At 43.6% G+C, this 25,113-nt stretch carries 15 protein-coding genes and 1 other RNA gene; 13 read left to right on the top strand and 3 right to left on the bottom strand.

Translation table 11 applies throughout. The annotated features are described in order from the left end of the window. Positions 1 to 17: 17 nt before the first annotated feature. The 5 genes from CST_RS11690 to spoVT all read left to right on the top strand — a co-directional run bounded on the left by CST_RS11690 (position 18) and on the right by spoVT (position 7,029). On the top strand, positions 18 to 977 hold the full coding sequence (locus CST_RS11690; protein ID WP_015360134.1) for a ribose-phosphate diphosphokinase: 960 nt from the start codon (positions 18 to 20) through the stop codon (positions 975 to 977). A 159-nt stretch (positions 978 to 1,136) separates the two neighbouring features. Continuing rightward, a complete protein-coding gene (gene pth, locus CST_RS11685; protein WP_015360133.1) occupies positions 1,137 to 1,712 on the top strand; it encodes an aminoacyl-tRNA hydrolase in 576 nt (191 codons plus the stop codon). An 11-nt stretch (positions 1,713 to 1,723) separates the two neighbouring features. Next, on the top strand, positions 1,724 to 5,218 hold the full coding sequence (gene mfd / locus CST_RS11680) for a transcription-repair coupling factor (protein WP_015360132.1): 3,495 nt from the start codon (positions 1,724 to 1,726) through the stop codon (positions 5,216 to 5,218). 86 nt (positions 5,219 to 5,304) lie between these two features. Then, positions 5,305 to 6,339, top strand: coding sequence for a peptidylprolyl isomerase (locus CST_RS11675; RefSeq protein WP_015360131.1), 1,035 nt, complete (start codon positions 5,305 to 5,307; stop codon positions 6,337 to 6,339). A 138-nt stretch (positions 6,340 to 6,477) separates the two neighbouring features. Continuing rightward, positions 6,478 to 7,029: a stage V sporulation protein T gene (spoVT, locus tag CST_RS11670; protein WP_015360130.1), complete on the top strand. Its 552-nt coding sequence runs from the start codon at positions 6,478 to 6,480 to the stop codon at positions 7,027 to 7,029. A gap of 39 nt (positions 7,030 to 7,068) precedes the next feature. On the opposite strand, the gene CST_RS11665 is transcribed toward spoVT, so the two are convergent. Both CST_RS11665 and CST_RS11660 read right to left on the bottom strand, forming a co-directional pair. After that, a complete protein-coding gene (locus tag CST_RS11665; RefSeq protein WP_015360129.1) occupies positions 7,069 to 8,208 on the bottom strand; it encodes a glycoside hydrolase family 88 protein in 1,140 nt (379 codons plus the stop codon). Between the two features lie 240 nt (positions 8,209 to 8,448). After that, positions 8,449 to 12,597: an S-layer homology domain-containing protein gene (locus CST_RS11660; RefSeq protein ID WP_015360128.1), complete on the bottom strand. Its 4,149-nt coding sequence runs from the start codon at positions 12,595 to 12,597 to the stop codon at positions 8,449 to 8,451. Positions 12,598 to 12,934: 337 nt separating this feature from the next. Here CST_RS11660 and ffs point away from each other — a divergent pair. The 7 genes from ffs (at position 12,935) to CST_RS11625 (ending at position 22,002) form a co-directional block, all read left to right on the top strand. Next, an RNA gene (gene ffs, locus CST_RS13285) (signal recognition particle sRNA large type) lies at positions 12,935 to 13,200 on the top strand. A gap of 422 nt (positions 13,201 to 13,622) precedes the next feature. Further along, the gene (gene tig, locus CST_RS11655; RefSeq protein ID WP_015360126.1) at positions 13,623 to 14,894 is read left to right on the top strand and encodes a trigger factor; all 1,272 of its coding nucleotides are present in this window, start codon (positions 13,623 to 13,625) and stop codon (positions 14,892 to 14,894) included. A 188-nt stretch (positions 14,895 to 15,082) separates the two neighbouring features. Continuing rightward, positions 15,083 to 15,664, top strand: coding sequence for an ATP-dependent Clp endopeptidase proteolytic subunit ClpP (gene clpP / locus CST_RS11650; protein WP_015360125.1), 582 nt, complete (start codon positions 15,083 to 15,085; stop codon positions 15,662 to 15,664). 14 nt (positions 15,665 to 15,678) lie between these two features. Beyond that, positions 15,679 to 16,980: an ATP-dependent Clp protease ATP-binding subunit ClpX gene (clpX, locus tag CST_RS11645; protein ID WP_015360124.1), complete on the top strand. Its 1,302-nt coding sequence runs from the start codon at positions 15,679 to 15,681 to the stop codon at positions 16,978 to 16,980. A 257-nt stretch (positions 16,981 to 17,237) separates the two neighbouring features. After that, on the top strand, positions 17,238 to 19,214 hold the full coding sequence (locus tag CST_RS11635; protein WP_015360122.1) for a DNA gyrase/topoisomerase IV subunit B: 1,977 nt from the start codon (positions 17,238 to 17,240) through the stop codon (positions 19,212 to 19,214). A 90-nt stretch (positions 19,215 to 19,304) separates the two neighbouring features. Then, the gene (locus tag CST_RS11630) at positions 19,305 to 21,476 is read left to right on the top strand and encodes a DNA gyrase subunit A (RefSeq protein WP_015360121.1); all 2,172 of its coding nucleotides are present in this window, start codon (positions 19,305 to 19,307) and stop codon (positions 21,474 to 21,476) included. Between the two features lie 16 nt (positions 21,477 to 21,492). Then, positions 21,493 to 22,002, top strand: a complete 510-nt coding sequence (locus CST_RS11625) for a nitroreductase family protein (protein WP_015360120.1) — start codon at positions 21,493 to 21,495, stop codon at positions 22,000 to 22,002. A 91-nt stretch (positions 22,003 to 22,093) separates the two neighbouring features. Here CST_RS11625 and CST_RS11620 read toward each other — a convergent pair whose 3' ends face one another. Beyond that, on the bottom strand, positions 22,094 to 23,575 hold the full coding sequence (locus CST_RS11620; protein WP_015360119.1) for a methyl-accepting chemotaxis protein: 1,482 nt from the start codon (positions 23,573 to 23,575) through the stop codon (positions 22,094 to 22,096). 272 nt (positions 23,576 to 23,847) lie between these two features. Between CST_RS11620 and hisZ the strand changes: the two genes are divergently transcribed. After that, a complete protein-coding gene (gene hisZ, locus CST_RS11615) occupies positions 23,848 to 25,053 on the top strand; it encodes an ATP phosphoribosyltransferase regulatory subunit (RefSeq protein ID WP_015360118.1) in 1,206 nt (401 codons plus the stop codon). Positions 25,054 to 25,113: the final 60 nt, after the last annotated feature.

The following is a 25,113-nucleotide window of genomic DNA, read 5'->3' as shown; positions in this document are numbered from 1 at the left end:
ACGGAGGTTGTTATATAATGAACATACACGGTAAGGACATAAAAATCTTTGCGGGTAATTCAAACCGGGAACTTGCCGAGGAAATTGCGGCGAAGATAGGTTTGCCTCTTGGTGCTTCGAACGTTGGCCGCTTCAGTGACGGGGAAATAGCGATAAGCATTAACGAAGTGGTTAGAGGTTCAGATGTTTTCATTATCCAGTCAACGTGCACACCGGTAAATGATAATCTGGTTGAACTGTTGATTCTTATAGACGCTCTGCGGCGTGCTTCGGCGGGCAGGATTACTGCGGTTATGCCCTATTTCGGTTATGCGCGGCAGGACAGAAAGGCAAAGGCAAGAGATCCCATTTCAGCCAAACTTGTGGCAAATCTGATAACCACCGCAGGAGCCGACAGGGTTCTGACAATGGATTTGCACGCCAGTCAGCTTCAGGGATTTTTCGACATTCCCGTCGATCATCTTTTGGGTGCGCCGATACTTGCCAAGTATATGCAGGAAAAGTTCGGAAACGCCGATGATATAGTTGTTGTTTCTCCCGATGTCGGCAGTGTTTCACGCTCAAGAAAATTTGCCGAGAAACTTGACGCTCCGCTGGCGATTATAGATAAACGCCGTCCGAAGGCAAATGTCTGCGAAATCATGAATATTATAGGGGATGTGCGCGGCAAGAGGGCGATACTGGTGGATGACATAATTGATACCGCCGGTACGATAGTCAGCGCTGCAAATGCTCTGGCCGATATAGGGGCAAAAGAAATATATGCCTGCTGTACTCATGGGGTATTGTCGGGACCTGCGATAGAGCGTATCAAGAATTCGCCGATAAAAGAACTTGTTGCTTTGAATACGATACCCATTCCGAAGGAAAAGCGGATAGACAAAATTACCGTTCTTTCGGTGGCAGATGTTTTTGCCGAGGCTATAGAAAGGATTTACGGAGATATTTCCATATCATCGCTGTTTACCCAGCAGTAAGCAGGGCTATAATAATTTAATGAGGCAGGAATGCAAGTTTTTTCTCATACAGAAACTCATACAGAAGTCAACGGGTTGATTGTGTCCCGTTGATTTTTTTATCGTATTACAAAATCGTAAAGCTATGGTATACTCAAATAGTAAAAAGGAGGATGCCGGATGTTCGTTTTTGCCGGACTCGGAAACCCGGGAAAACAATATGATTGGACAAGGCATAATGTTGGATTTGAATGCATTGATTACCTTTCAGTGCTTTATAATATACCTGTTGCAAAGGCGAAATTCAAAGCCCTGGTTGGGGAAGGTTTTATTGAAGGCGAAAAGGTGATGCTTGTAAAGCCTCAGACTTATATGAACAACAGCGGAGAATCGCTGAGGGAAATTGTGGATTACTTTAATCTGAGTCTTGACAGGCTTGTTGTAATATATGATGATATTGATCTTGATTTGGGCACGATACGAATCCGTTCAAGGGGAAGCGCAGGTACCCATAACGGTATGCGCTCAATTCTGTATCATCTGGAATCCGAAGATTTTCCGAGAATAAGGATAGGTATCGGCAAGCCCGGCCCGCAGCAGGATTTGGTTTCTTATGTTCTGGGTAAATTAAATGACGATGAGCGGGAAATAATGACCGAGGTTATAAAAAGGGTGGCCTTATCGGTCCGGGAAATAATTGTCAGCGGAGTTGATATGGCCATGAGTAAATTCAACGGAAAAATAAACAGGGTTTGAGGTTGTAACTGATGAACAGTATCAGGTTTGATAACTGGGAAAAGTTTCGGAACATAATCTCCGATATTTCCAACGGTTACAGTATTTCACTCAACGGCCTGACCGAGACCCAACGGCATCACTTTATTTATTCGGTTATAGCGAAGGCCGGCAGAAAGGCTTTGTATATTGCCGCCAATGATTTGCAGGCGCGTAATGCCCTGGAGAGTTTCAGCGGTATGGCGGCGGGCAAAGTGCTGTATTTCCCGTTCAGGGAAAAAATGCTGTATGATGTGGAAGCCAAAAGCTATGATCAGGCGTACCAGAGAATTGAAATTCTCGATTGCCTTCTGAGGCAGGACTTTGATATTGCTGTGCTTTCCTGTGAGTCGCTCATCGACATTTTTATGCCCCCTGAAGAGTTTGCGGCTTGCAGATTGTCCTTTAAAACCGGTGATACGGTGGATTTGGAAAAACTTATTTCCGATCTTGCGAGGCTGGGGTATGAACGGGAAAACGAAGTGGAAGGTTCAGGACAGTTCGCGGTCAGAGGCGGTATAATTGACATATTTCCGATACAGATGCGGGAACCGGTAAGAATTGAGCTTTTTGATATTGAAATTGATTCCATACGTGTTTTCGATCCAGAAAGTCAGAGATCGGTTCAGGGCATTGACAGGGTTGAAATACTTCCCGCTAAGGAGTTCATTTTATCGAAAGAACAGGCTTTGAAAGCAGCCGGCAGAATACGGCGTGAACTTCGAGAGGTGGTCTCCCGGACTGATGACAAGGATCTTGTTAATTCTCTTAATAAGAATTTTGAAAACTATATAGAAAAGCTGGAAAATGCCGAATATTTCGCCGGTATTGACAAGTTCATTCCTTATTTTTACGACGAAAATCATAGCCTGCTTGATTATGTCGGCAGGGATTCATTATTGTTCGTTGAAGATGTGGCCAGGTTGAGGCAGAGATTAAAGAATGTGGTTGAAGAATATCACAACCAGTGTGAGGTTCTTTTGGACAAAGGCATGCTTTTGCCCGGTTCCTTTTTAATGTATTCCGATCCCGAAGATTTGCCCGGGCGGTTTGCCCGGTTTCAAACCGTTTACCTGAACAGCTTGGATGAAGGTGAAACCCTTACAGAAGTCAAAAAGCAATATTCGCTTTACGGAAACAATACCGTGTCCTATGCAGGCCGTATAGATGAACTTAAAAAGGACATAAAGGCATGGCTTGAAAAGGGATACCAGATAACGATACAGGCCATGTCGGACCAGAGAAAGGAAGGTCTGAAAAATTTCCTTGAAGAAAACGGCATCAGGGTCTATTCGGAATATCCAAAGGACGACACGCCATGCGTCGTTATAAAAACCGGGCAGCTTAAAAACGGTTTTGTGTATCCTGAAATAAAATGGGCTGTGCTGTGTGAAAGCGACATTGTTGCGGGCAAGAAAAAAAGGGCTGCTCATCAGCACAAAACCGGGAAAAAAATAGACGTGTTCACCGATCTTACGGTGGGGGATTATGTTGTACATCAGGTTCACGGAATAGGAGTTTACAAGGGAATAGAAAGCCTTACCGTTGAAGGGGTTAAAAGCGAATATCTGAAAATTGAATACCGTGACGGGGGATTTCTGTACATTCCCATAACCCAGCTGGATCTGATTCAGAAATACATCGGTACCGAAGGAAAAGCGCCTAAAATAAATAAACTGGGCGGGGCCGAATGGACAAGGCAAAAGAAAAAAGTCAAGGAAGCGCTGAAAGAGCTTGCGGAGGAACTGATACGCCTGGAGGCCGAGCGGGCGTCAATGGAAGGGTATGCCTTTTCGCCCGATACCGTCTGGCAGAAACAGTTTGAAGAGGCTTTTGAGTGGGAAGAAACCGAAGATCAGCTGAGATGCACCGAAGAAATAAAGTCTGATATGGAATCCAAAAAGCCGATGGATCGCCTGCTTTGCGGGGATGTGGGTTATGGAAAGACCGAAGTGGCGCTGCGGGCCGTCTTTAAAGCGGCAATGGACGGAAAACAGTCGGCATTTCTGGTTCCTACAACGGTTTTGGCTGCCCAGCATTATGAGAATTTCAAAAAACGGTTTGCCCAGTTCCCGATAACGGTGGAAATGCTGAGTCGTTTCCGGACCGAAAGCGAGCAGAAAAGGATTATCAGGGACTTAAAAGCCGGAAAAATAGACGTTATAATAGGCACCCATAAACTGTTCAACAAAGAGGTGCGCTTTAAGGACCTGGGACTTTTGGTGATTGACGAGGAACACAGATTTGGCGTTGAACAGAAAGAGAAAATAAAAAGGATGTATCCGAGGGTGGATATCCTTACCCTGTCCGCTACACCAATACCAAGAACATTGCATATGTCGCTTACCGGAATAAGGGATATAAGCATAATAGAACAGCCGCCGGAGCACCGTTATCCTGTTCAGACCTATGTTCTTGAATATAACGAAGATGTGATCGCAGACGCCATAAGAAGGGAAATCGCAAGAGACGGACAGGTATTTTATCTTTATAACAGGGTGAAGGGCATTCAGGCAAAGGCTGTGAGCCTGCAGGAGATGCTCGGCGGGCAGGTACGCGTGGGGTATGCCCACGGGCAGATGAATGAAAGACAACTGGAAAAAATAATAACTTCTTTTATAAACCGGGAGTTTGACGTATTGGTCTGCACTACTATCATTGAATCGGGAATAGATATGCCGAATGTTAATACAATAATAGTGGAAGATGCCGACAGGCTTGGCCTTGCCCAACTTTATCAGCTCAGGGGCAGGGTGGGGCGTTCAAACCGTCTGGCCTACGCATATTTGACGTACAAAAGGGACAAAGTGCTGAACGAAACCGCGGAAAAAAGGCTCAAAGCCATCCGCGAATTCACCGAGTTCGGATCGGGATTTAAAATAGCCATGCGGGATTTGCAGATAAGGGGTGCCGGAAACCTTCTGGGGCCCGAGCAGCACGGGCATATGGAAGCAGTGGGCTATGACACTTATGTAAGGCTTCTGGAAGAGACAATAAAGGAACTGAAGGGCGAAGCAGTTCCTCAAGAGGATATTGAGGTAAACGTCGACCTTAAGATTAGCGCATATCTGGATTCGCAGTATATACCCGACGAGCAGGCAAGGCTGGATATGTATAAAACCATATCTGCAGTGGAAAACGAAGAAGAGGCCATAGATGTCTATGACGAACTCCTTGACAGGTTCGGCGATGTTCCCGAAGAGGCCTCAAACCTTATTAAGATTGTTTTGATAAGAAAACTCGCTGCAAAATGCGGTTTTAACGTTATCAAGCAAAAGGACGATACGGTACTGATGTATTTTAAGGAGCAAAACGCGCTTCCGCTGCCTCTTTTGTCAAGGCTTGTGCATGAAGAAAAAGGAAGGATTATGTTCTCGGCGGGAAAGAACCCCTATCTTTCGTACAAAGTGAAGGGACTGAGCCCTTCGGAGATGCTCGACAATATTAAGATTCTGTTACAGAGGGTTCAAAAATTGCAGTCAGGGTAATAATTGATTATAATTAAAGTGTCCGGCGGAGCTGCGTTTGTTGTCGTCAATTTTATATTCACGCCTCACAAAAAAGGGGATCAATAATGAAAAAGGCATTGATTATTATACTGATTGTTGTTGTTTTTGCAGCGGGTGTTCTTTATTTTATACTGGATTCACGAAGTTATGTAGCCAAAGTCGGCGGGCAGAAAATAATGAATTACGAGTATGTTTTTTTTCTCAACACGCAAAAGCGGGTTACCGAGTCCGAAGCCGGTGTGAATGATGAAGAGGAGAAAAAGGAGCTTTGGACGAACACCGTTGACGGTGAGGATCCCGTCGCAATCGTAATGAACCAGGCTTTGGAGATTGCAAAGGAATTCAAGGTACAGCTGATAAAGGCAAAAGAAGCAAACTTTAAATTATCCGACGCCGAACGAAAGGAAATCAATCAAAATTTAAACAACTGGCTGAAAAATGAAGAAAACAGAGATTATGTAAAAAATAAGCTGGGAATCAGTATTCGCCAGTTTAAGGATGTAATGGTAAAGTCGCAGCTTGTGAGCAGGTTTGCTTATGATTACATGCAGAAACACAGCGATGCCGTAACCGTTACCGATGAAGAGGCTGAACAATACTACAACGAAAACAGAAAAAATCTTGACGATGTAACGGTGACGTATATTTTTGTCTCTGCTGATGAAAATATGGATAGTGGACAGAAAGCCGAAAAACGGAAGCTTGCGGAAGAAATTCTGGAAAAAATCAGACAGGGAACCGATATGGCTTCGCTTGTTAAGGAATATTCCGAGGATCCCGGCGTAAATGAAAGTGACGGAACATATACCTTTAAATATTCTTCCGAATCCCATCCCCAGGAAGTAAAAGACTGGGCGTTCGGCGCCAGAATCGGGGATTTGGGTATTGTTCAGACCGAAACGGGATATTATGTCATAAGGCTTGAAAACAGAAGCGATTTTGAGGATAAAAAGGAACTTGCCAGAAGTGAGCTAAAAGCCAAAAAGCTTAATGAGTATTATCAGAACCAGGTAAAGGATTGGCTGAATGATCCTTACTTTAATCTGATTAAAAATGAAAAAACACTGAACAGCGTGACCAGGAAAGTTTTTGAAAAATGAACCGTATATTCTAACATGTCTTTCAATTCGTGCCTCCTTTTGGATTAAACCTTTTATATTTGGTATGTTTGCATAAAAACTACAGGAACTATTCATAATATGAGTGTAAGATTCTTAAATTGAAAGGAGGCACAGACCTTGAAGGCGACAGGCATCGTGAGAAGAATCGATGATTTAGGACGTGTGGTAATTCCCAAGGAAATCAGACGGACATTAAGAATACGTGAAGGCGATCCATTGGAAATATTTACCGATCGTGAAGGAGAAGTTATCCTGAAGAAATACTCACCTATCGGAGAGTTAGGTGATTTTGCGTCGGATTATGCTGAGTCCCTGCATAATACAAGCGGACATATAATTTGCGTTGCCGACAGGGATTCAATAATTGCCGTATCAGGTGCGCCAAAAAAGGAATTCCTTGAAAAGCAGTTAAGCAGTGAGCTGGAGAAAATAATAGAATCCAAAACCATATTTGTTGCGCCTTCTGCCGACTCAGCCAGGGTTCCGATTTTAAGCGATGACCCGTCTGACAAATATACATCCCAGGTTATTGCCCCTATAATTTCGGAAGGTGATCCTATCGGAGCGGTAATTATTTTATCAACCGATCCCAATGCGAAAATGGGAGATGTGGAAACCAAACTTGCACAGTCAGCTGCAAGTTTTCTGGGGAAGCATATGGAACAGTGAAAAGAGAGCCATTAAGGCTCTCTTTCCGCTCTGAAAACTTTACCACAGAAGTATTCCCAATTCTTTCAGTTTCATAATTGCCTCTATGAAAAAGAAATCACCGTAAATGATACTTTTATGTATTCCGCCGCTGTATGCCTCCGAGCCGTTCTGCAAAATGGAATCGGTCGCATCGGACCAGCTGCAGTGTTCTTTTTCCAGCGCTCTCAGAATTTTCAGCGCTGAGCTAAAATATGTCTTTTTTTCATATTCCGGAACGTGTTTTGAAATTTCAATCATTCCGCTGGCTGCAATGGCTCCTGCGGTAGTATCTATATATACAGGGCTTTCGGGACTTCTGAAATCTATTGCCGGTATGTAATTATTATCCTGAATGCATGAAATGAAATAATGAGCCACACGTTTTGCAATATCGAGATAAAGGTTTTTTCGGGTATGTATATAGGACAGCGCGAATCCATAAATTGCCCAGCTCTGCCCTCTTGACCATGACGAACCTACACCATAACCCTGTCCCCCGTAAGTCCTTATAACTTCCCCCGTATCAATGTCATATTCGATAATATGGACTACAGAACCGTCGGGACGAACAACGTTTTCGGCTGTCTTGTCTGCATGGGCTTCCGCTATGCGGCGGTAACGGCTGTATCCCGTTTCTTCCGAAGCCCAGTACAGGAGGGGAAGGTTCATCATTGTGTCTATTATCGACCATCCTTCCCGATCTTTGCCGTTCCAGGCGGTTATAAACCTGCCGTTTATGTTAAACCTGGACGCAAGATGGTTTGCGGCGATAAGTCCCCTGATCCTGGACTGGGGATTACCTGTGATTCTATAGTTTGCGACGCTTGATATATGCCACATGAAACCTACGTCATGATGCAGCCCTTCAAAACTTCCGTCAAGACCGAAAAGAACCTTATCGAGACGCAGTTCTGCCTTTTCGGCTTTTTCCCTGTATTTTTCGTCCTTTGTCCCCATGTACATAAGCCACATTATGCCCGGCCAGAAACCGTTCGTCCACCATGCGGGGTCTTCTTCAAATTTGTCATCAAACCTGCCGCCGATCGTGGTATAAGGTATTTTGTCCCCGACATTGTCAACAACCTTGCTCATTTTGGAACATATTTTTTTCCATACGGACTCAAGCCATTCCCTGTCCTGTGCGGAAATTTCAATCATACCGTTCACTCCCTGGTTAACTTTTTTTATAACAATTATTGTACCATGATGGATATATTGTGCAACGCCCGGTGCTGTTAAAACGGCGGCATATACTCATGTTTCCGAATTGCCCGAAAAGCCGTTTTGGCTGCTAACGTTCCTGATGCGAAGTTTCGCCCGGTCCGGAAATCGTGATAAATCGCGAAAACAGAACGGACGGGTTTCCCCGTCCGTCTCTGTTTTTGATTTATTGGCGGATTATTTAATTTCTACAGGTATCGGGCCGAATTTGCCGATTTTTGCGCCGGCCATGTCCTCAATGCCGTCGTCATTGTGCAGCGGATCATAGGTAATCGTAACATTTCCGCTCAATTCCGGAACATGATTTCCTACTGTTATTCGTATCTGATTATTGTTTTGAATGGAGTTATTCCATCCGCGCAGCCGGTACTCGGTTCCGTTGACATTAAGGACGTATGCGCAGTTGCAGCTTAGTTTGCTAATTTGCACATCTTCGTCAAATGTCAGAATAATTTCATGTTCTTCTGAATCATAAACTGCTTTTACGTTTGATGTATCTATTACAGGTATATACTGAATCTCGCCCTTGAAGGCAATTGGCCCTGAAACATCGTCAAACGCCAGGTCTTTTGTACCTGTTTCGGGGTTATACACCACTTCGAAATTCAGATTTTCTGTCTCAACAGGAGTAAAGGTGTAGTATAACCTCATATCGTGTATGCTGTAGGTTGGTCCGGCGGATATTATATCTACCGGAACTCCGTTGTTGGTAACGGCAATATGCTCGGTGGGAATGCCCTTTTCAAGAAGATTGATCAGAGGACTGATTTCAACCATCATTATTCCGGCTGCGACATTCACGTAAACATTTGTTATGGACATATCGGCCGATGTTACCGTAAGTTTGAAATCCTTTGCAGCATTGCCGCTTGCATCCTTCAGCCGGTCGGCTTGAGCGGTGTACCAAACCGTTAAATCATCCGGATTTGCTATTTCGCTTACTGTAAGTTCGATCCATGACTCAACATAGTAATGTCCTGCATCGGGAACATTATAAAGAGCTACGCCGGTTACCTTTCCGTTTGGGTTGCCATTCTTGTCAGTGAGGCTGAACGCGTCTGCGTCGGGTGCGCTCTTCAAATCAAGTTTTTCATAGATGCAGTAAATGTAAATTTTCGTCATTGCGTCATTGATAAAGGCTACGCTAAAACTCGGCGGCGTTTCATCCAGCGCTGTTACCGTTTCCATGTCAAAACGGATGGTGGTTACCTTCTCTGACAGGTAATCCCCGTCCCTGACGACAAAGTTGACGTTTACTGCCCTGCCTGAATTCGGTCTGATATTTGTTTTAACTGAATACTCTTTTTGCGGGTCTTCTACTTTTACATAATCAGCCAGGCTTACATATACTGTGCTGGTGTCTTCCCTGGTACTGTCTATGGTTTCTGTTGCGTGCCCGTGAAGCACACCTGTTACCGAAGACTTCCAGTTGTTTGCGTTCACATTGTCTACGGTAATATAAACGTCTGCTTTTTTGTTAAGCCTGAACTTGATGACAATCTGTCCGTCTTCCACTGTAGCCATAGGGTAACCCGAAACAAAATACGGATCAATAAACCCGATTGTTACGTTTTCAATTCCCTGCTTCCTTACAACCAGCTCGAAATCTTTTGTTACCGAATTGCTTCCGTCGGAGATGGTTGCTGTCAGGATCACAATCACGTCATCCTGATCCGGGCCGGGGCGGGTTACTTTTCCGTCGTCGGTTAAGTATGCAGGATTTGAAGATTTCCAGCTGACTGTTATGCCGGGGTATTCGTCCATTGAACTGATCAGGTTCAGATCGGATACAATGGACTGATGGTTTTCATTATTGCCCCTGATTCTGTCAAAGGTAAGCTGTTCCTTGACAACATTCAAATCAAAAACGGCTTTCCATTTTGCATAAAGCGTTACATCATTTTCAATTACTGTATTGTCAAAATCAAACGGGTCTCCCGTTCCTTCCGCATTTTCGTACCAGCCCAGGAATTCATATCCCGAACTTACCGGATCTTTGGGTTTATTCGCTTTGCTTCCGTATTCAACAATCTGAGGCTCAATTTCTTTTTCACCGTGTCCGTTCAGGTTAAAATAAACCTTGAATTTTGCAGAATCGACGGTTACTCCCAGCGCAATGTCAAGGGAGATATTGTCGGGGTTTGTCAGTGTATCAGGTAATACCGCTTTACCCTTTGCAACAAACTCCTGCCTGGTCTTCTTTGCAGGATCATAAATGAAGCTTTCCCGATTCCAGCTAATTTTCACGAAGGATTGCAGATACTCCTGCTGATTCTGGTAAACAGCAACCTGCACGGTTTGGGGCAGTTCGCGCATGATATCGTCACTGCTCGCACCGTTGGGTAATACTACGGGAGACAAATTATCCGAATAAACGGCCTTGAGAATTCCGGAGGGTTTTTCATAAACATAGACTTTAAAAGTTGCAGTCTTACCATTTAACGTGACAGTAATTGTCTGTTCCCCGGGGCTGTTCGGATCATAGCCTGAAATATTGGCCAAGGTGATATTTTCAGCTTCTGCTTCTGAATTATCGGAATAATGGACTTTTACTGCAAGACCGGTGATATCCAGCTCTTCACCGAGATAATAATCAACCTTGTTTGGTTGCCTGTAGATGGTTATTTTTTCGACGGTGGGCTCAACCGTCAGTAGCAGCTGTGCTTTAAGGTTGTTGGGATTTCTGATTCCCGATACCAGAGTTAATGTTCCGGAAAAACTGAAGGTGCCGCATTTTTCAGTTGAAACCGTTGACGCCTCCCACGTGACCGCAAGCAGGGCCGTGTTTCCGTTTGACAGGTTTACGGCTACCTTTTGTGGCAGAGTATAGGGTTGATTATGGTATACCGTTTCGGTTACCGTAGGTACCGATACAATGTACGGGTATGTTTCGGATGAGGAGGAATCGTCACTTGAAGAATCATCGTCCCTTGATGAACTGCTTCCGCTGCCCGCTGAGGAGGAGGGCTTTGACGGAACGGGAGTGGGAGTCGCGGATTTACCTGAAATACTTGCATCGGCCGCCCCTTCACCGGATATATTAACCGGTGAAATGTTCATTGTTGTCTGCTTGCCTGCTTCCTTGCTTATATTTGCGTTCTTGACAACACTGCCTTCGGTGCCTGTTATTGTGGCGCCGGCGTTCAGATTCATATTTTCCACAGTAGCGCGCGTAAGAAGAATTTCCAAACCAGGGAATGAACTGGTTATGGAGCTGAAGTTTCCGATGAATTCAACAGGGCTGCCTCCCAGATAATCTGCGGGAATGATCACTTCTTTAATATTTCCGTCAGCCAAATCCTGTGCAACAAGGATTGCTCCTGACTGCAGCACAACAGCGTTTACATTGGATTTACCCGATACAACGATTCTTACTGCGCCTGCGTCATCCCTGCGGACGACAATTCCACCTTCGACGGTTATATTCGCAAAATAAAGGGAGTTTTTGCCGCCGCCGTTGACAATGAGATCGCCGTGTACGGTAACATTGTTCAGATATGCGTCTCCGTCGCCCACACTCCCGGCAATCTGCAGATTACCGTTAACGATGGTGTTTTTCAGTGAAACCCCGGGTCCTGCGATGATGACATTGTTCACAGTGTCAGTTCCGGTTTCGGGACCGTATTCATTGGCGAAATAATAAACTCTGGTGTCGGTGCGGATACGATCGAGGAGTACTATTGCCTCGCTTCTTGTAATCATGCCTGCAGGATTTATCATCCCGTTGCTTCCGGTTACGAAGCCTTCGTTAATTGCTGCTGCCACGGCGCTCTTTGCCCAGGATGAAACCGCTGCGGAATCCGTTGCCAGCGAAAGTGCTGACATATCAGCAGACTGATCAATTCCTTTTATTCTTGCCACAATGGTAATGGCTTGTTCCCTCGTAATGGGAGCTTCGGGTGAAAGTTCGGTTTCCGAAGTGCCTATTATGTACCCTGCCTCCAACGCAATGGCACAGTCGTTATAATACCACTTGTCAGGCGATATATCGGTGTAGTTTTCAATTGATTCGCCCGGCTGGGTATAATTCATGACACGGTTTACCATAGCCATAAATTCTGCACGGGTAACTGCACGGTCTGGGTAATATTTCCCGTTGCTGTCGCCTTTTAGCAATCCCAGACGAATCCACTCTTCAATTGTGCTCTTTGCCCAGTGACCGTTCAGCTCGCTCAGGGCGTTTGCACCGGCAGAACCATCCGTTCCGGACGGAACTGAATATGTACTGCTCTCATTCAGTTCCTCGCCCAGGGCATTAATACCCATGCCGAGAACAAGTACAATAATGAGTGCAAGAGAGATTAGCCGGTTGACATGTTGTCGCATATTAAATTCCTCCTTAAATAAAAATATTGAATTCCGCTCAAGTGGTGGTTATATGCGAGCGGAATAATTATGTAAACGTATTATGTAAACATATAGTTGGCTAAATTTTACTAAAGTCAATCCCTAAAAGTCAATGGATTAAACGAAAAAATAACGACTTTTTTCAGCGTTTTTAATATTTTTAAAATAAGAGGTTTAATACGGCCAATGATGCCGCATTCACGGGGTGATTTCCGAAAGATGTGTTTGCTCCGGCATTCAGCCTTTTCTGTGAAGGTGGTCTTGTACCATGTTTATCCTATTGCAAGTTGCAGGCCGTTCCTGTATAATAAGTATATCGTGCTAGACGGGGAGGTAGCGGTGCCCTGTACCTGCAACCCGCTATAGCAGGGTCGAATTCCTGCCCGAGGCATATAGCTGTGAAGACAGGGCCATGATTAAAGAGCAATGAAGATTGGGTCTTGCGCAATTCAGGGCTGTGAACCCCGTCAGGTCCGGAAGGAAGCAGCGGTAAGCAGTTTACTGGATGTGCCGCAAGGGTGCCTGATCCGAGCTTTTTATCGTGGTGCCGTTTGTAGTTGTATGTCGACGGCAGGTGCACGATTTATTTTTTTATGAGGAAATTTTTCACGTCGGTTTTAACGGTTTATTTTCGGCTCAAAGCATTTCAAAGAAGGTTTTCCGGTCGTGAATGCCGGTAACGGTGTGGTGTTGCTCAGAAAAAGCTCCCTTATGAATGAAAGCAGAACAAAGGCAGACGAATTAAGGAAATGAATAAGGATTTTTAAAGGGAAAGGCAATTGTTTTTATTGGCAATATTAAATTTGTGTGATATAATCATAAAGGTTTTTTCCGACCCCAGGATTTTTTTTGTAAATTATTGAATCTGCTTTGTTTCCTCTGGTATAGATGTATTAAAATACTTTCAAGGATAAAGACACAACACATTCCAATAAAACATACAATGTTGCGGAAATTAAGCAGATTGTTAAAAATATTAAATAAAACTTAGGAGGCCTACCCTAATGAAATCGAAAGTAGAAACTGTGGAAAAGAATGTTGTAAAACTTACAATTGAAGAAGACGCAGAACGTTTTAATGAGAGCCTTAAAAAAGCGTACCAGAAAACCAAGGGCAGATTTACAGTTCCCGGCTTTAGAAGGGGAAAAGCCCCGATGAGCCTGATTGAAAAATATTACGGAGAAAATGTATTTTTTGAAGAAGCCTTGAATATTATCTGTCCTGAAGCTTATGAAGCGGCGATCAAGGAACACGGGATAATCCCTGTGGACACGCCCGAACTGGATATTGAGCAAATAGGAAAGGATAAAAATCTTATATTTACCGCAAAGGTCACTGTTAAGCCTGAAGTAAAACTTGGGCAATATAAAGGTCTGGATGTGGAAAAAGAGCAGGTGAATATAACCGACGAAGATGTCCAGAAAGAACTTGAAAAAATCAGGGACAGGAATGCAAGGCTTGTTACCGTAGAGGACAGACCTGTTCAGCAAAATGATATTGTAAATATTGACTTTGAAGGGTTCATTGACGGCAAACCCTTTGACGGCGGTTCAGCCAAGGGATATACGCTGGTTATTGGTTCAAATACTTTCATCCCCGGTTTCGAGGAGCAGTTGGTCGGTGCTGCGCTGAATCAGGAAGTGGAGGTAAACGTTACATTCCCCGAAGATTATCACAATGAGAGCTTAAAGGGTAAACAGGCTGTTTTCAAGGTTCGCATCAACGAAATTAAATATAAGGAACTTCCGAACCTGGACGATGAGTTTGCTCAGGATATAAGTGAGTTTAATACTCTTGAGGAATATAAGGCCGATCTCAGGAAGAAGCTTGAGGAAAGGGCACAACAGGAGGCCGAACGTAAATATGAAAATGAGCTTGTAAAAAAAGCTGTGGAAAACGCAGAGGTTGACATACCGGAAGTCATGGTTGAACGCCAGATTAACAATATTCTGCAGAGGATGGACGTTGCTTTGGCTTACCAGGGGCTGAATTTAAAAACCTATATGGAAATTATGGGGATTGACGAGAAGAAAATGCGCGATGATTACAGGGAAAGAGCCCTGGAAGAGGTAAAAACCGAACTGGTGCTGGAGAAGATTGCCCAGACTGAAAATATACAGGCAACTGACGAGGAAGTTGAAAAGGAAATTGCCGAAATGGCCGAAAGGTATAAGCAGAACCCCGAGGATTTTAAGAAACATTTACAGAATGACGATATAGAATATATTAAAGAGACCATCGTCAGGAGAAAAACCATTGAGCTGCTGAAACAGTAGTCAGGCAATAACGGGCTGCTTCTGAGTTGAGAAACAGCAGCCTTTAGTTCATTGGGGTAATTTTGTTTATTTAGACAACAAAAGGGGAAATTTATATTATACTATTGTATGATAAATAATATTGAAGTATTGTTTAACAGACATCGGTGTTCGGGCATAAAAGTGAATAGAGAAAAGGGGGATGTAGTATGCCACTTATACCTTATGTAATAGAGCAGAGTAACAGGGGAGAACGTTCATATGATATATACTCCCGTTTGCTGGAAGATAGAATAATATTTTTAAGCGACGAGGTTAATGATGCGACTGCAAGCCTGATAGTAGCGCAGATGTTGTTTTTGGACGCCAAGGATCCGGACAAGGATATCCAGTTTTACATTAACAGTCCCGGTGGTTCGGTAACTGCAGGCCTGGCAATTTACGACACGATGCAGCATGTGAAGGCTGACGTGTCAACAATATGTGTTGGTATGGCGGCAAGCATGGGCGCTTTTCTGCTGGCTGCAGGAACAAAGGGCAAGCGTTTTGCGCTGCCTAACAGTACCATTATGATACACCAGCCTGCAGGCGGAGCCAAAGGTCCGGCTACAGATATCAAAATTCATGCGGAGTGGATACTGAAAATAAAGGATAACCTTAACCGCATATTGGCAGAAAAAACGGGGCAGCCTTTGGAAAAGATCCAGCGTGACGTAGAAAGAGACTATTTCATGTCTGCATGGGAGGCAAAAGAATACGGAATTGTGGACGAAGTTATGGTTCGCAAATAACGAGGTGAAGTTTGGTGTCACGATATGAGGAAAAAAAACAGCTTAAATGTTCTTTCTGCGGGAAGACACAGGATCAGGTAAAAAGGCTGGTTGCCGGACCCGGTGTGTACATCTGCGATGAATGCATAGAGCTTTGTTCAGAGATAATTGGCGAGGAATTTGAGGATAACGGTGTTGACGTACAGATAGAAGACATCCCGAAACCCGCTGAAATAAAAAGTATTCTTGACCAGTATGTTATCGGTCAGGAAAAAGCGAAAAAAATTCTGTCGGTTGCAGTTTATAACCACTACAAAAGGATAAACTCCGAAGTGTCGTCAAGTGATGTGGAGCTGCAGAAAAGCAATATTCTTATGATAGGCCCGACGGGTTCGGGTAAGACGCTGCTTGCACAGACGCTCGCAAAAATATTAAACGTGCCGTTTGCGATAGCCGATGCCACGACTTTAACCGAAGCAGGTTATGTCGGAGAAGACGTGGAGAATATACTTCTGAAGCTTATTCAGGCTGCAGACTATGACATAGAGCGTGCCGAAAAAGGAATAGTGTATATAGATGAAATAGACAAGATTGCCCGGAAGTCAGAAAATCCTTCAATTACCCGTGATGTAAGCGGCGAAGGTGTTCAGCAGGCTCTTCTGAAAATACTCGAGGGAACAATAGCTTCGGTTCCGCCACAGGGAGGAAGGAAACACCCGCATCAGGAATTCATACAGATAGACACCACCAATATTCTGTTTATTTGCGGAGGGGCATTTGACGGACTTGAAAAAATTATAGAAAGAAGAATAGGCAAAAGAACCATTGGATTTGGTGCAGCCCACGAAAGCGGTACCGAGCGCCTGAAGGAAGTAGGAGAGCTGTTCCAGCTGGTAACCCCGCAGGACCTGCTGAAATATGGAATGATACCGGAATTTGTTGGAAGAGTTCCTATTATCGCTTCCCTGCATTCGCTGGACCGTGAAGCACTGATAGATATTCTTACAAAGCCGCGTAATGCTTTGGTTAAGCAATACAAGAAACTGTTTGAGCTGGACGGCGTTGAGCTTGTTATAGAAGAAGATGCCCTTCACGCAATTGCCGACAAGGCCCTTGAAAGGAAGACCGGAGCAAGAGGGTTGCGCGCGATTATGGAGGAAATACTGATAGACGTTATGTTTGAAATCCCGTCAAAGAAAAATGTAGAAAAGTGCATAATTGACAGGGAAGTTATTCTTTCAGGGCGTGAGCCAACTCTTATTTACAATGAGGCCAAGAAGGCGTTAAACCCCCCAAAAAAAAAGAAACATAAGGAGAATATTGACTCTGCGTCATAAAAGTAAAGGGGTTAAAAAATCCGGCAATGCCGGATTTTTTTATTTTGCGGGTTTATTTTTTCTTGACAGGAGCACTTGCAGGTTCCGTCCGTTCAGGGCCGAAAAGCGCCTCAAACAAGGTTCAGTAATGGGCAAGATTGAAAAAAGCCGTGCAATATTGTATCATAGAACATGAGTTCGAATATCGTAAAATAAATATCAGATTCTTTTCTGATTCTGACGCAACCGGAAATTAATACTTAGAGTGGGGTGTACAAATGAAAAAGAACGAAAAGATTTACGGAAATGAAAGCATTGTGGCTCTTAAAGGTGCCGATCGCGTCAGACTTCGTCCAAGTGTCATTTTTGGTTCAGACGGGCTGGAAGGCTGCGAGCACGCTTTCTTTGAAATTTTGTCAAACTCCATTGATGAAGCCCGTGAAGGCTTTGGTGACGAAATAAAGGTTATCCGTCACCGCGACTGGTCTATTACGGTGGAGGACAAAGGCCGCGGTGTTCCTGTGGATTACAATCCTATAGAAAAACGCTATAACTGGGAACTGATATACTGTGAACTGTACGCAGGCGGAAAATACAACAACAACAGCGGCGAAAACTACGAGTTCAGCCTTGGCCTGAACGGCCTTGGCGCATGTGCGACCCAGTACAGTTCTGAGTATATGTTCGTTACGTCTTTCAGGGACGGATACAAATATTCCCTGGAATTCAGGAAAGGGGAAAATGTCGGTGGCTTAAAGAAGGAAAAGTTCGACTATGAACATACCGGTACTATAACCCACTGGAAACCCGATCTTGAAGTTTTCACCGATATAAAGATTCCCCTTGAATATTACAGGCAAACGTTAAAACGGCAGGCGGTGGTTAACCCCGGAATTAAATTCATATTGATTGATGAGGAATCGGGAAGCACCGAGGTGTTCTGCTATGAAAACGGTATTATGGATTATGTAAAGGAGATATCGGGCGATACGGGCTTTACCACCGTTCAGTTTTTTGAGACCACGGCAAAGGGCCGTGACAGGGAGGACAAGCCAGAGTATAAGGTGAAAATAAGCGTTGCTTTTGTGTTCAACAATGAAGTCAACGCGCTTGAGTATTATCACAATTCCAGTTATCTGGAGTACGGCGGTGCACCGGACAAAGCCGTTAAAAGCGCTTTTGTATATGAAATTGATAAATATCTGAAAAACAACAACAAATATAACAAAAATGAATCCAAAATAACCTTTCAGGATATTCAGGACAGCCTGATATTTGTCAGCAGTTCCTTTTCGACGATAACCAGTTACGAGAACCAGACGAAGAAGGCCATAACAAACAAGTTTATCCAGGAAGCAATGACCGAATTCCTGAAAGAACGGCTTGAGGTTTATCTTATCGAGAACAGGGAAGAAGCCGAGAGAATTGCGAACCAGGTACTGGCGAACAAACGAAGCCGTGAAACGGCGGAAAAGACACGAATAGACGTGCGGAAAAAGTTAAGCGGCAGGGTGGATTTCACAAACCGGGTGAAAAAGTTTGTTGACTGCAGGACAAAGGATGTCTCAAAGCGTGAGCTTTACATTGTTGAGGGTGATTCCGCCCTTGGATCGTGTAAGATGGCCCGTGATGCCGAATTTCAGGCAATAATGCCAGTTCGCGGCAAAATACTGAACTGCCTTAAAGCCGATTACGACGTTATTTTCAAAAGCGAAATAATTGTGGATCTGCTAAAGGTTTTAGGTTGCGGCGTTGAGATAAAAACAAGGCATAACAGAGAGTTAAGTACATTTAACATGGAGAATTTGAAATGGGACAAGATTATTATATGCACCGATGCCGATGTGGACGGGTACCAGATACGTACTTTAATTCTGGCAATGATATACCGGCTTACGCCTACGTTAATCCGTGAGGGAAAGGTTTACATTGCCGAAACACCGTTGTTTGAGATCCGCTGCAGAGATAAAATATGGTTTGCATATAATGAAAAGGAAAAAAATGATATTCTGAAAAATCTTAAAGGCGAGAAAGTCACAATTATGCGTTCAAAGGGTCTTGGCGAAAACGATCCGGATATGATGTGGCATACCACAATGAATCCCGAAACAAGAAGGCTGATAAAAGTTGTACCGGATGACCTGCAGCTTACCGAGGAGTTTTTCGACCTTCTGCTCGGCGACAATCTGCAGGGCAGAAAAGACTATATAAGCGAACATGGTCATGAATATCTGGACATGCTGGATGTAAGCTGATTTGCCCACAGCACCGGAAGAAAAAATTCATGCTTTCAATGAATTTTTCGGACATATGAGAAACGATAAAATTGCAAGCGAGGATAAGGTATGAAGTTCACCGAGCAAAAGATAGTTGAAACACTGAAATTAAACTATATGCCATATGCAATGAGCGTCATTGTTTCCCGTGCCATACCCGAAATAGACGGGTTGAAGCCCTCTCACAGAAAACTTTTATACACCATGTACAAAATGGGGCTTCTTAACGGCGACAAAACCAAATCCGCCAATGTGGTAGGCCAGACAATGAAACTGAATCCCCACGGAGACATGGCCATTTACGAAACAATGGTACGCCTCACAACGGGATACGGTGCTTTATTGCATCCCCTAATAGAATCAAAAGGTAACTTCGGCCGGGTCTATTCAAGGGACATGAAGTATGCGGCGCCGAGGTATACCGAGGTAAAACTTGCGCCTATAAGTGCGGAATTGTTCAGGGACATTGACAAGGACACGGTGGATTTTACAGATAACTACGATGGAACGATGAAAGAACCGGTATTGCTGCCCACCGTTTTCCCGAATATTCTTGTAAACCCGAATCAGGGTATTGCCGTTGGAATGGCCAGCAATATCTGCAGTTTTAATTTGAAAGAGGTATGTGAGGCTACAATTGCATATATAAAAAATGACAATGTGGATCTTCTTCAATATTTGAAGGCTCCGGATTTTCCCACCGGAGGGGAACTGATTTACAACGAGCGGGAACTCAGGAATATTTATGAAACCGGAAGGGGAAGTTTCAGAGTCCGGGCAAGATACAGGTTTGACAAAAAAAACAATTGTATAGAAATATATGAGATTCCGTACACCACTACGGCGGAAACCATTATTGATTCCATAACAGAGCTTGTCAAGAACGGAAAAATAAAAGACATAACGGACGTACGCGATGAAACCGATCTTAGCGGTTTGAAAATAACCATTGACATAAAGCGTTCGGCTGATCCTGACGCCTTGATGAATAAGCTGTTTAAACTTACACCCCTTGAGGACAGTTTCGGGTGCAATTTCAATATTCTTATTAACGGCAGGCCGCAGGTTTTGGGTATAAAGGGCATACTGGACAACTGGATTGAATTCCGGATGAACTGTATCCGGAGGCAGACGGCTTTCGACATAAAAAGGAAGTCCGAAAGACTGCACCTGCTGGAAGGGTTGTCCAGAATCCTTCTTGATATAGACAAAGCAATAAAGATAATCCGTGAAACGGAAAAAGAAGATCAGGTTGTGCCAAACCTGATGAAAGGGTTCGGCATAGATCAGACCCAGGCTGAATTTATTGCCGAGATTAAACTTAGAAACCTGAACAGGGAGTACATATTGAAGCAAACGGCGAACATTGAGGCCTTAAAAGCTGAAATTGCCGAGCTTAAGGATATATATGAAAAAGAATCAAGAATACTGGATATTATATGCAGACAACTGGAAGAGATATCCAAAAAATACGGACAGCCGCGCAGAACAGGGATAATTAGCGAACAGCAGGTTGAAGTGGTTACAGAGGAAGTGATGATTGAAGATTACAATGTCAGGCTGTTCCTTACCGAACAGGGGTACCTTAAGAAGATTCCGCTTACGTCGTTAAGGTCTTCGGGCGAGCAGAAACTTAAAGAGGATGACAGAATAATTCAGGAAATTGAAGCAAGAAACAAAAGCGATCTTATACTTTTTTCCAGCCAGTATGTGGCCTATAAAATCAAGGTCCACGAAATTAATGACTGCAAGACATCAATGCTTGGAGAATATCTTGGAAATGTCTTGGAACTGAACGAAGGTGAGAGAATACTTTATATGGTTGCCACCGAAGACTACTCGGGTTATATGCTGTTTTCCTTTGTGAATGGTAAATGCGCCAAAATTCCGTTATCCAGTTATGCCACCAAAACAAACCGTAAGAAGCTTATAAATGCCTACTCGAATGAATCGCCGCTGTGTGATATCCGTTTCCTCAGGGAGGACAGGGAACTGGTTGCTTTTTCTGATATTAACAAGGTGCTTATTTTCAATACCGCCAATATAAATCCAAAGGCCACAAGAGATTCCGGAGGAGTACAGGTGATGAAGTCCAAAAACGGAAGTATTATGGTGAAAATTAAGGAACTTGACGAAGTAAACTTTACCGACTTTGACTATTACCGGACCAAAAACATCCCTGCCGTCGGATGCTATCTTAAGGACGAGGACAGGGAGGAAAAGCAGGTTAAAATGTTTTAAGGAGGGGAATTGTATAATGGATGTAATTGATGCAATTCTTACAAGGCGCAGCATAAGAAAATTCACCGGACGGGTTATTTCCGACGATGAGTTGAATGTACTGCTGAAGGCCGGATTCCAGGCACCTTCGGCCCATAATCTCCAGCCATGGCATTTTGTTGTGGTTAAGGATAAGGAAAAACTTGAAAAAATGGCGGAAAAACATCCTTATGCCAAGATGCTCCCGCAGTCAGGATGCGGCATTATAGTATGCGGGGACATTAACAGGGAAACAAGAGAGGGGTTCCTGGTTGAGGATTGTTCGGCCGCAATACAGAATATTCTTCTTGCAGCGCACGGGATAGGTCTGGGTGCGGTATGGTGCGGCATTTATCCCGATGCCGACAGAACCAAGGTATTTTCAGAGATTTTAAGCCTTCCTGATAATATAATACCGGTGGGGCTTATAGCCGTGGGATACCCAAATGAGGAAAAATCACCCCAGGACCGTTTCGACAATACAAAAGTTCATTATGAGAAGTGGTGATTTCAAGAAAAAGGAAATGAAAAGATAAAATAAAAACAGCGGGGAGACCATTCCCCGCTGTATATTTTTTTCACAAAGCCGGCGATTTGTCTCAGCCGGCTGAATTCAACAAAGATTTCAGCTTGTTACTGAGCTTTTGGATTTCCTCAATTGACGCATTCAGTTCAAGTATGCGGTTATTCTCGTTTTCCATCGTTGCAAGAACTTCCTGGGTTGCCGCGGAGTTTTCTTCCGAAATGCTTGCGATGTTTTCTAGCTGCTGTTGTACCTTTTCAAGTTCAGACGTTATCAGGCTGTTTTTCTGGTAACCGACTTCAATCGCCCGATTTGTTTTATCCGCAGTGTCTTTTATTTCCCCGAAGTGCGAAGAGATACTGTCGACAAGTTTTTTGCCTTCCATTGTTGCGGTATCACCTTCATTGACCTTAACGAAGGCCTCGTCGGATTTAATAAATATTTCAGCCGTTATTTGATAAATATTTTTGGTCAGTGCCGCGCTTTCCTCGGCCAGTTTTCTTATTTCCTCGGCAACAACGGCGAATCCTTTGCCGTGTTCCCCGGCATGTGCGGCTTCAATGGCGGCGTTTAACGCAAGAAGATTTGTCTGATTTGAGACTTGGGATATAGATTCCAGGAATGAATTGATTTTTTCTATATTGGATTTTAAATCAGAAACCGTGTCAACCGCCGCGCCTATTGCATAGGCAATGATTTCCATTTGCTTGTGAAGTTCGTTAATTATTTGATAGCCTGCATTGACCCGTTCAATCATAAGGCCTGAATTTTCGGCTATGGTTTTGAAAGTGTCATTGGATTCATGCACGTTTTTTATGGTTTCATGCATTGAACCGTTTATCTGGTATATACTTGAAGCTTCCTGCTGGATTGCTTTCGCCATTTCCTGCATTGAAACGGTAATGGTTTTGCTTCCTTCACTTAAATCCCTGATGCTGTCGGTGAAGGTATTTATATTGGAATCAAGGATGTTTGTGCTCTCTTCTATGTTTTCCATCGTGTTTTTCAGATTATCCAGCAGTTCACCGGCCTTTTCGGTTTTCATGTTTGAATCGTTCAGGAGCTGACGTCCCCATTTGGCCAGAAAATAAAGCATAGCCACCGCTGCGTCATATATAATAATGCTTTTGGCGAAAACACTTAATCCATAACCCTGGCCTAAGAAATTTTCGGGTCTTAATATATAGGCAACAGTCATCAGAATATTCATTATTATACCGAAGTATATCAGAATGTTTTTGTTAAAATACATCGCCGCCATTGCCGATGCAGCCATTATTATGTAATGATGAGACAGTGAGAAGGGCTCAAAAATACACATAAAAATTGCTATTACGGCAAGCACGAGTGAAAAAATCAGCCCTTTAAGATATTTATTAATGGGCAGGAAATAGTTGATAATACAAACAACCATTACGATGAGCCCCTGAATGACGGTATCGGTTCCTTTTTCAAAACCAGCGTAAAAAATTTCGTGCAGCACGACCATAACCGCAACTATCAGTATAAAAGACAGGCTTGTTTTGTTAACCTTTTTGATATTGTAGTTTTCGTTCACAAAAATCCCCCCCCCGCTTGGAAGATAAAAAATCAGCAAGAAATAGATCGGTAAAAGTTATTCGTAAGTTAATCATAAAAATGCGATACATGTGCTTTACTGATCAATTTTGTTTTTGTTCATATTTACCCGCCCGACGGTATCATGAGCCACAATTAGCCCGTTTTTATGAAAAAATGCTTCTTCCATCAAAATTATTGACATGGAGTGGGAAAAAAGTTATAATTAACAACAATACTTTAGTTCGATAATGTGATATTAAGGTGAAGCAAATGAGACAATGGAATATTTACACTCCCGAAGGAATGCAGGACCTCCTTTTTGAAAGATGTCATTTTAAAAGAAGTCTGGAGAGCAATATAAGGCGGCTTTTTATGCAGAGCGGATATATGGAGATAGAAACTCCGACGGTCGAGTTTTACGATGTCTTTTCGGGAAATCTTATACCACAGGAAGATATGTTTAAGTTCACTGACCCTCAGGGACGCATTCTGGTGCTTCGGCCCGATATGACAATCCCGGTGGCAAGGGTTGTGGCTACAAAAATCAAGGATGATTTATGGCCTGTCAAAATTTTTTATATAGGTAATACCTTTTCATACAACGAAGTGGGCGGAGGAAAACAAAAGGAATACACGCAGGCGGGGGTTGAAATACTTGGCATAAGCAGCCCTGAAGCCGATGCAGAGCTTATATCCCTTGCAATTCAGGCATTACAGAAAGCAGGCCTGGAAAAGTTTCAGGTTGACATAGGCCAGGTTGATTTTTTCAGAGGTCTTATGGAACAATCGGGGTTATCGGAATTTGAAGCCGAGGAAATCAGGGAGCTGATAGATAAAAAGGACTATGTGGGCGTGGAACAGCTGGTAAACAGCCATGACATTGATCCAGAACTGAAAGAGCTGATACTGAATCTGCCGGGGTATTTCGGCTCAACAGACGTGATTGAAAAACTGGCCACGAAAAAGGTGAGCGGAAAGGCGCTAAGGGCGCTGGAATACCTCAAAAAGGTGCTGGAAATTCTTGAGGACTGGGGTTTTGGCGATTATGTTTCGATAGATTTGGGAATGGTTCAAAGGCTAAATTACTATACCGGAATTGTTTTCAGAGGGTTTACATATGGTGTCGGGTATCCGGTATTGAGCGGCGGAAGGTATGACAATCTTTTGAGGAGATTTGGAAAGGAATGCCCGGCTACAGGCTTTTCGCTGGGAATCAATATGATAATGACGGCGCTTGAGCGGCAAAACAAATTAGCCTGTCCGTTTTCCTGCGATTATTACATTATTTACGATAAGAATGCGAGGAAAAAGGCCTTTTCGGTATTGAATGCACTCAGGCAGAACGGTGAAACGGCGGAACTGGATATTGCGTCAATGGATATTGAGAAAGCCAGAATATACGCCAGAAACAAGGGAATAAGGAAAATAATCAGTATTGACAGGGACGGCAATACGGAAATTATTGAGGTGGGTTAGGACCCGACCTTTGTTTATTCAGTGGACTGTTTTTATTGTGTGATGATTAGAAGATATATT

Origin of the sequence: Thermoclostridium stercorarium subsp. stercorarium DSM 8532 (assembly GCF_000331995.1) — a bacterium.
GTDB lineage: Bacteria > Bacillota > Clostridia > DSM-8532 > DSM-8532 > Thermoclostridium > Thermoclostridium stercorarium.
Note: the sequence above shows the minus strand (reverse complement) of the source record. Positions and strands in the feature narration are given on the sequence as shown.

Bases quoted from the DNA above. Each gene is read 5' to 3' on its own strand.
- CST_RS11675 (WP_015360131.1), top strand. From the start codon at position 5,305: ATGAAAAAGGCATTGATTATTATACTGATTGTTGTTGTTTTTGCAGCG.
- CST_RS11660 (WP_015360128.1), bottom strand. From the start codon at position 12,597: ATGCGACAACATGTCAACCGGCTAATCTCTCTTGCACTCATTATTGTA.
- clpP (WP_015360125.1), top strand. From the start codon at position 15,083: ATGCCACTTATACCTTATGTAATAGAGCAGAGTAACAGGGGAGAACGT.
- mfd (WP_015360132.1), top strand. From the start codon at position 1,724: ATGAACAGTATCAGGTTTGATAACTGGGAAAAGTTTCGGAACATAATC.
- tig (WP_015360126.1), top strand. From the start codon at position 13,623: ATGAAATCGAAAGTAGAAACTGTGGAAAAGAATGTTGTAAAACTTACA.
- CST_RS11690 (WP_015360134.1), top strand. From the start codon at position 18: ATGAACATACACGGTAAGGACATAAAAATCTTTGCGGGTAATTCAAAC.
- hisZ (WP_015360118.1), top strand. From the start codon at position 23,848: ATGAGACAATGGAATATTTACACTCCCGAAGGAATGCAGGACCTCCTT.
- CST_RS11635 (WP_015360122.1), top strand. From the start codon at position 17,238: ATGAAAAAGAACGAAAAGATTTACGGAAATGAAAGCATTGTGGCTCTT.
- CST_RS11630 (WP_015360121.1), top strand. From the start codon at position 19,305: ATGAAGTTCACCGAGCAAAAGATAGTTGAAACACTGAAATTAAACTAT.
- pth (WP_015360133.1), top strand. From the start codon at position 1,137: ATGTTCGTTTTTGCCGGACTCGGAAACCCGGGAAAACAATATGATTGG.
- CST_RS11665 (WP_015360129.1), bottom strand. From the start codon at position 8,208: ATGATTGAAATTTCCGCACAGGACAGGGAATGGCTTGAGTCCGTATGG.
- CST_RS11625 (WP_015360120.1), top strand. From the start codon at position 21,493: ATGGATGTAATTGATGCAATTCTTACAAGGCGCAGCATAAGAAAATTC.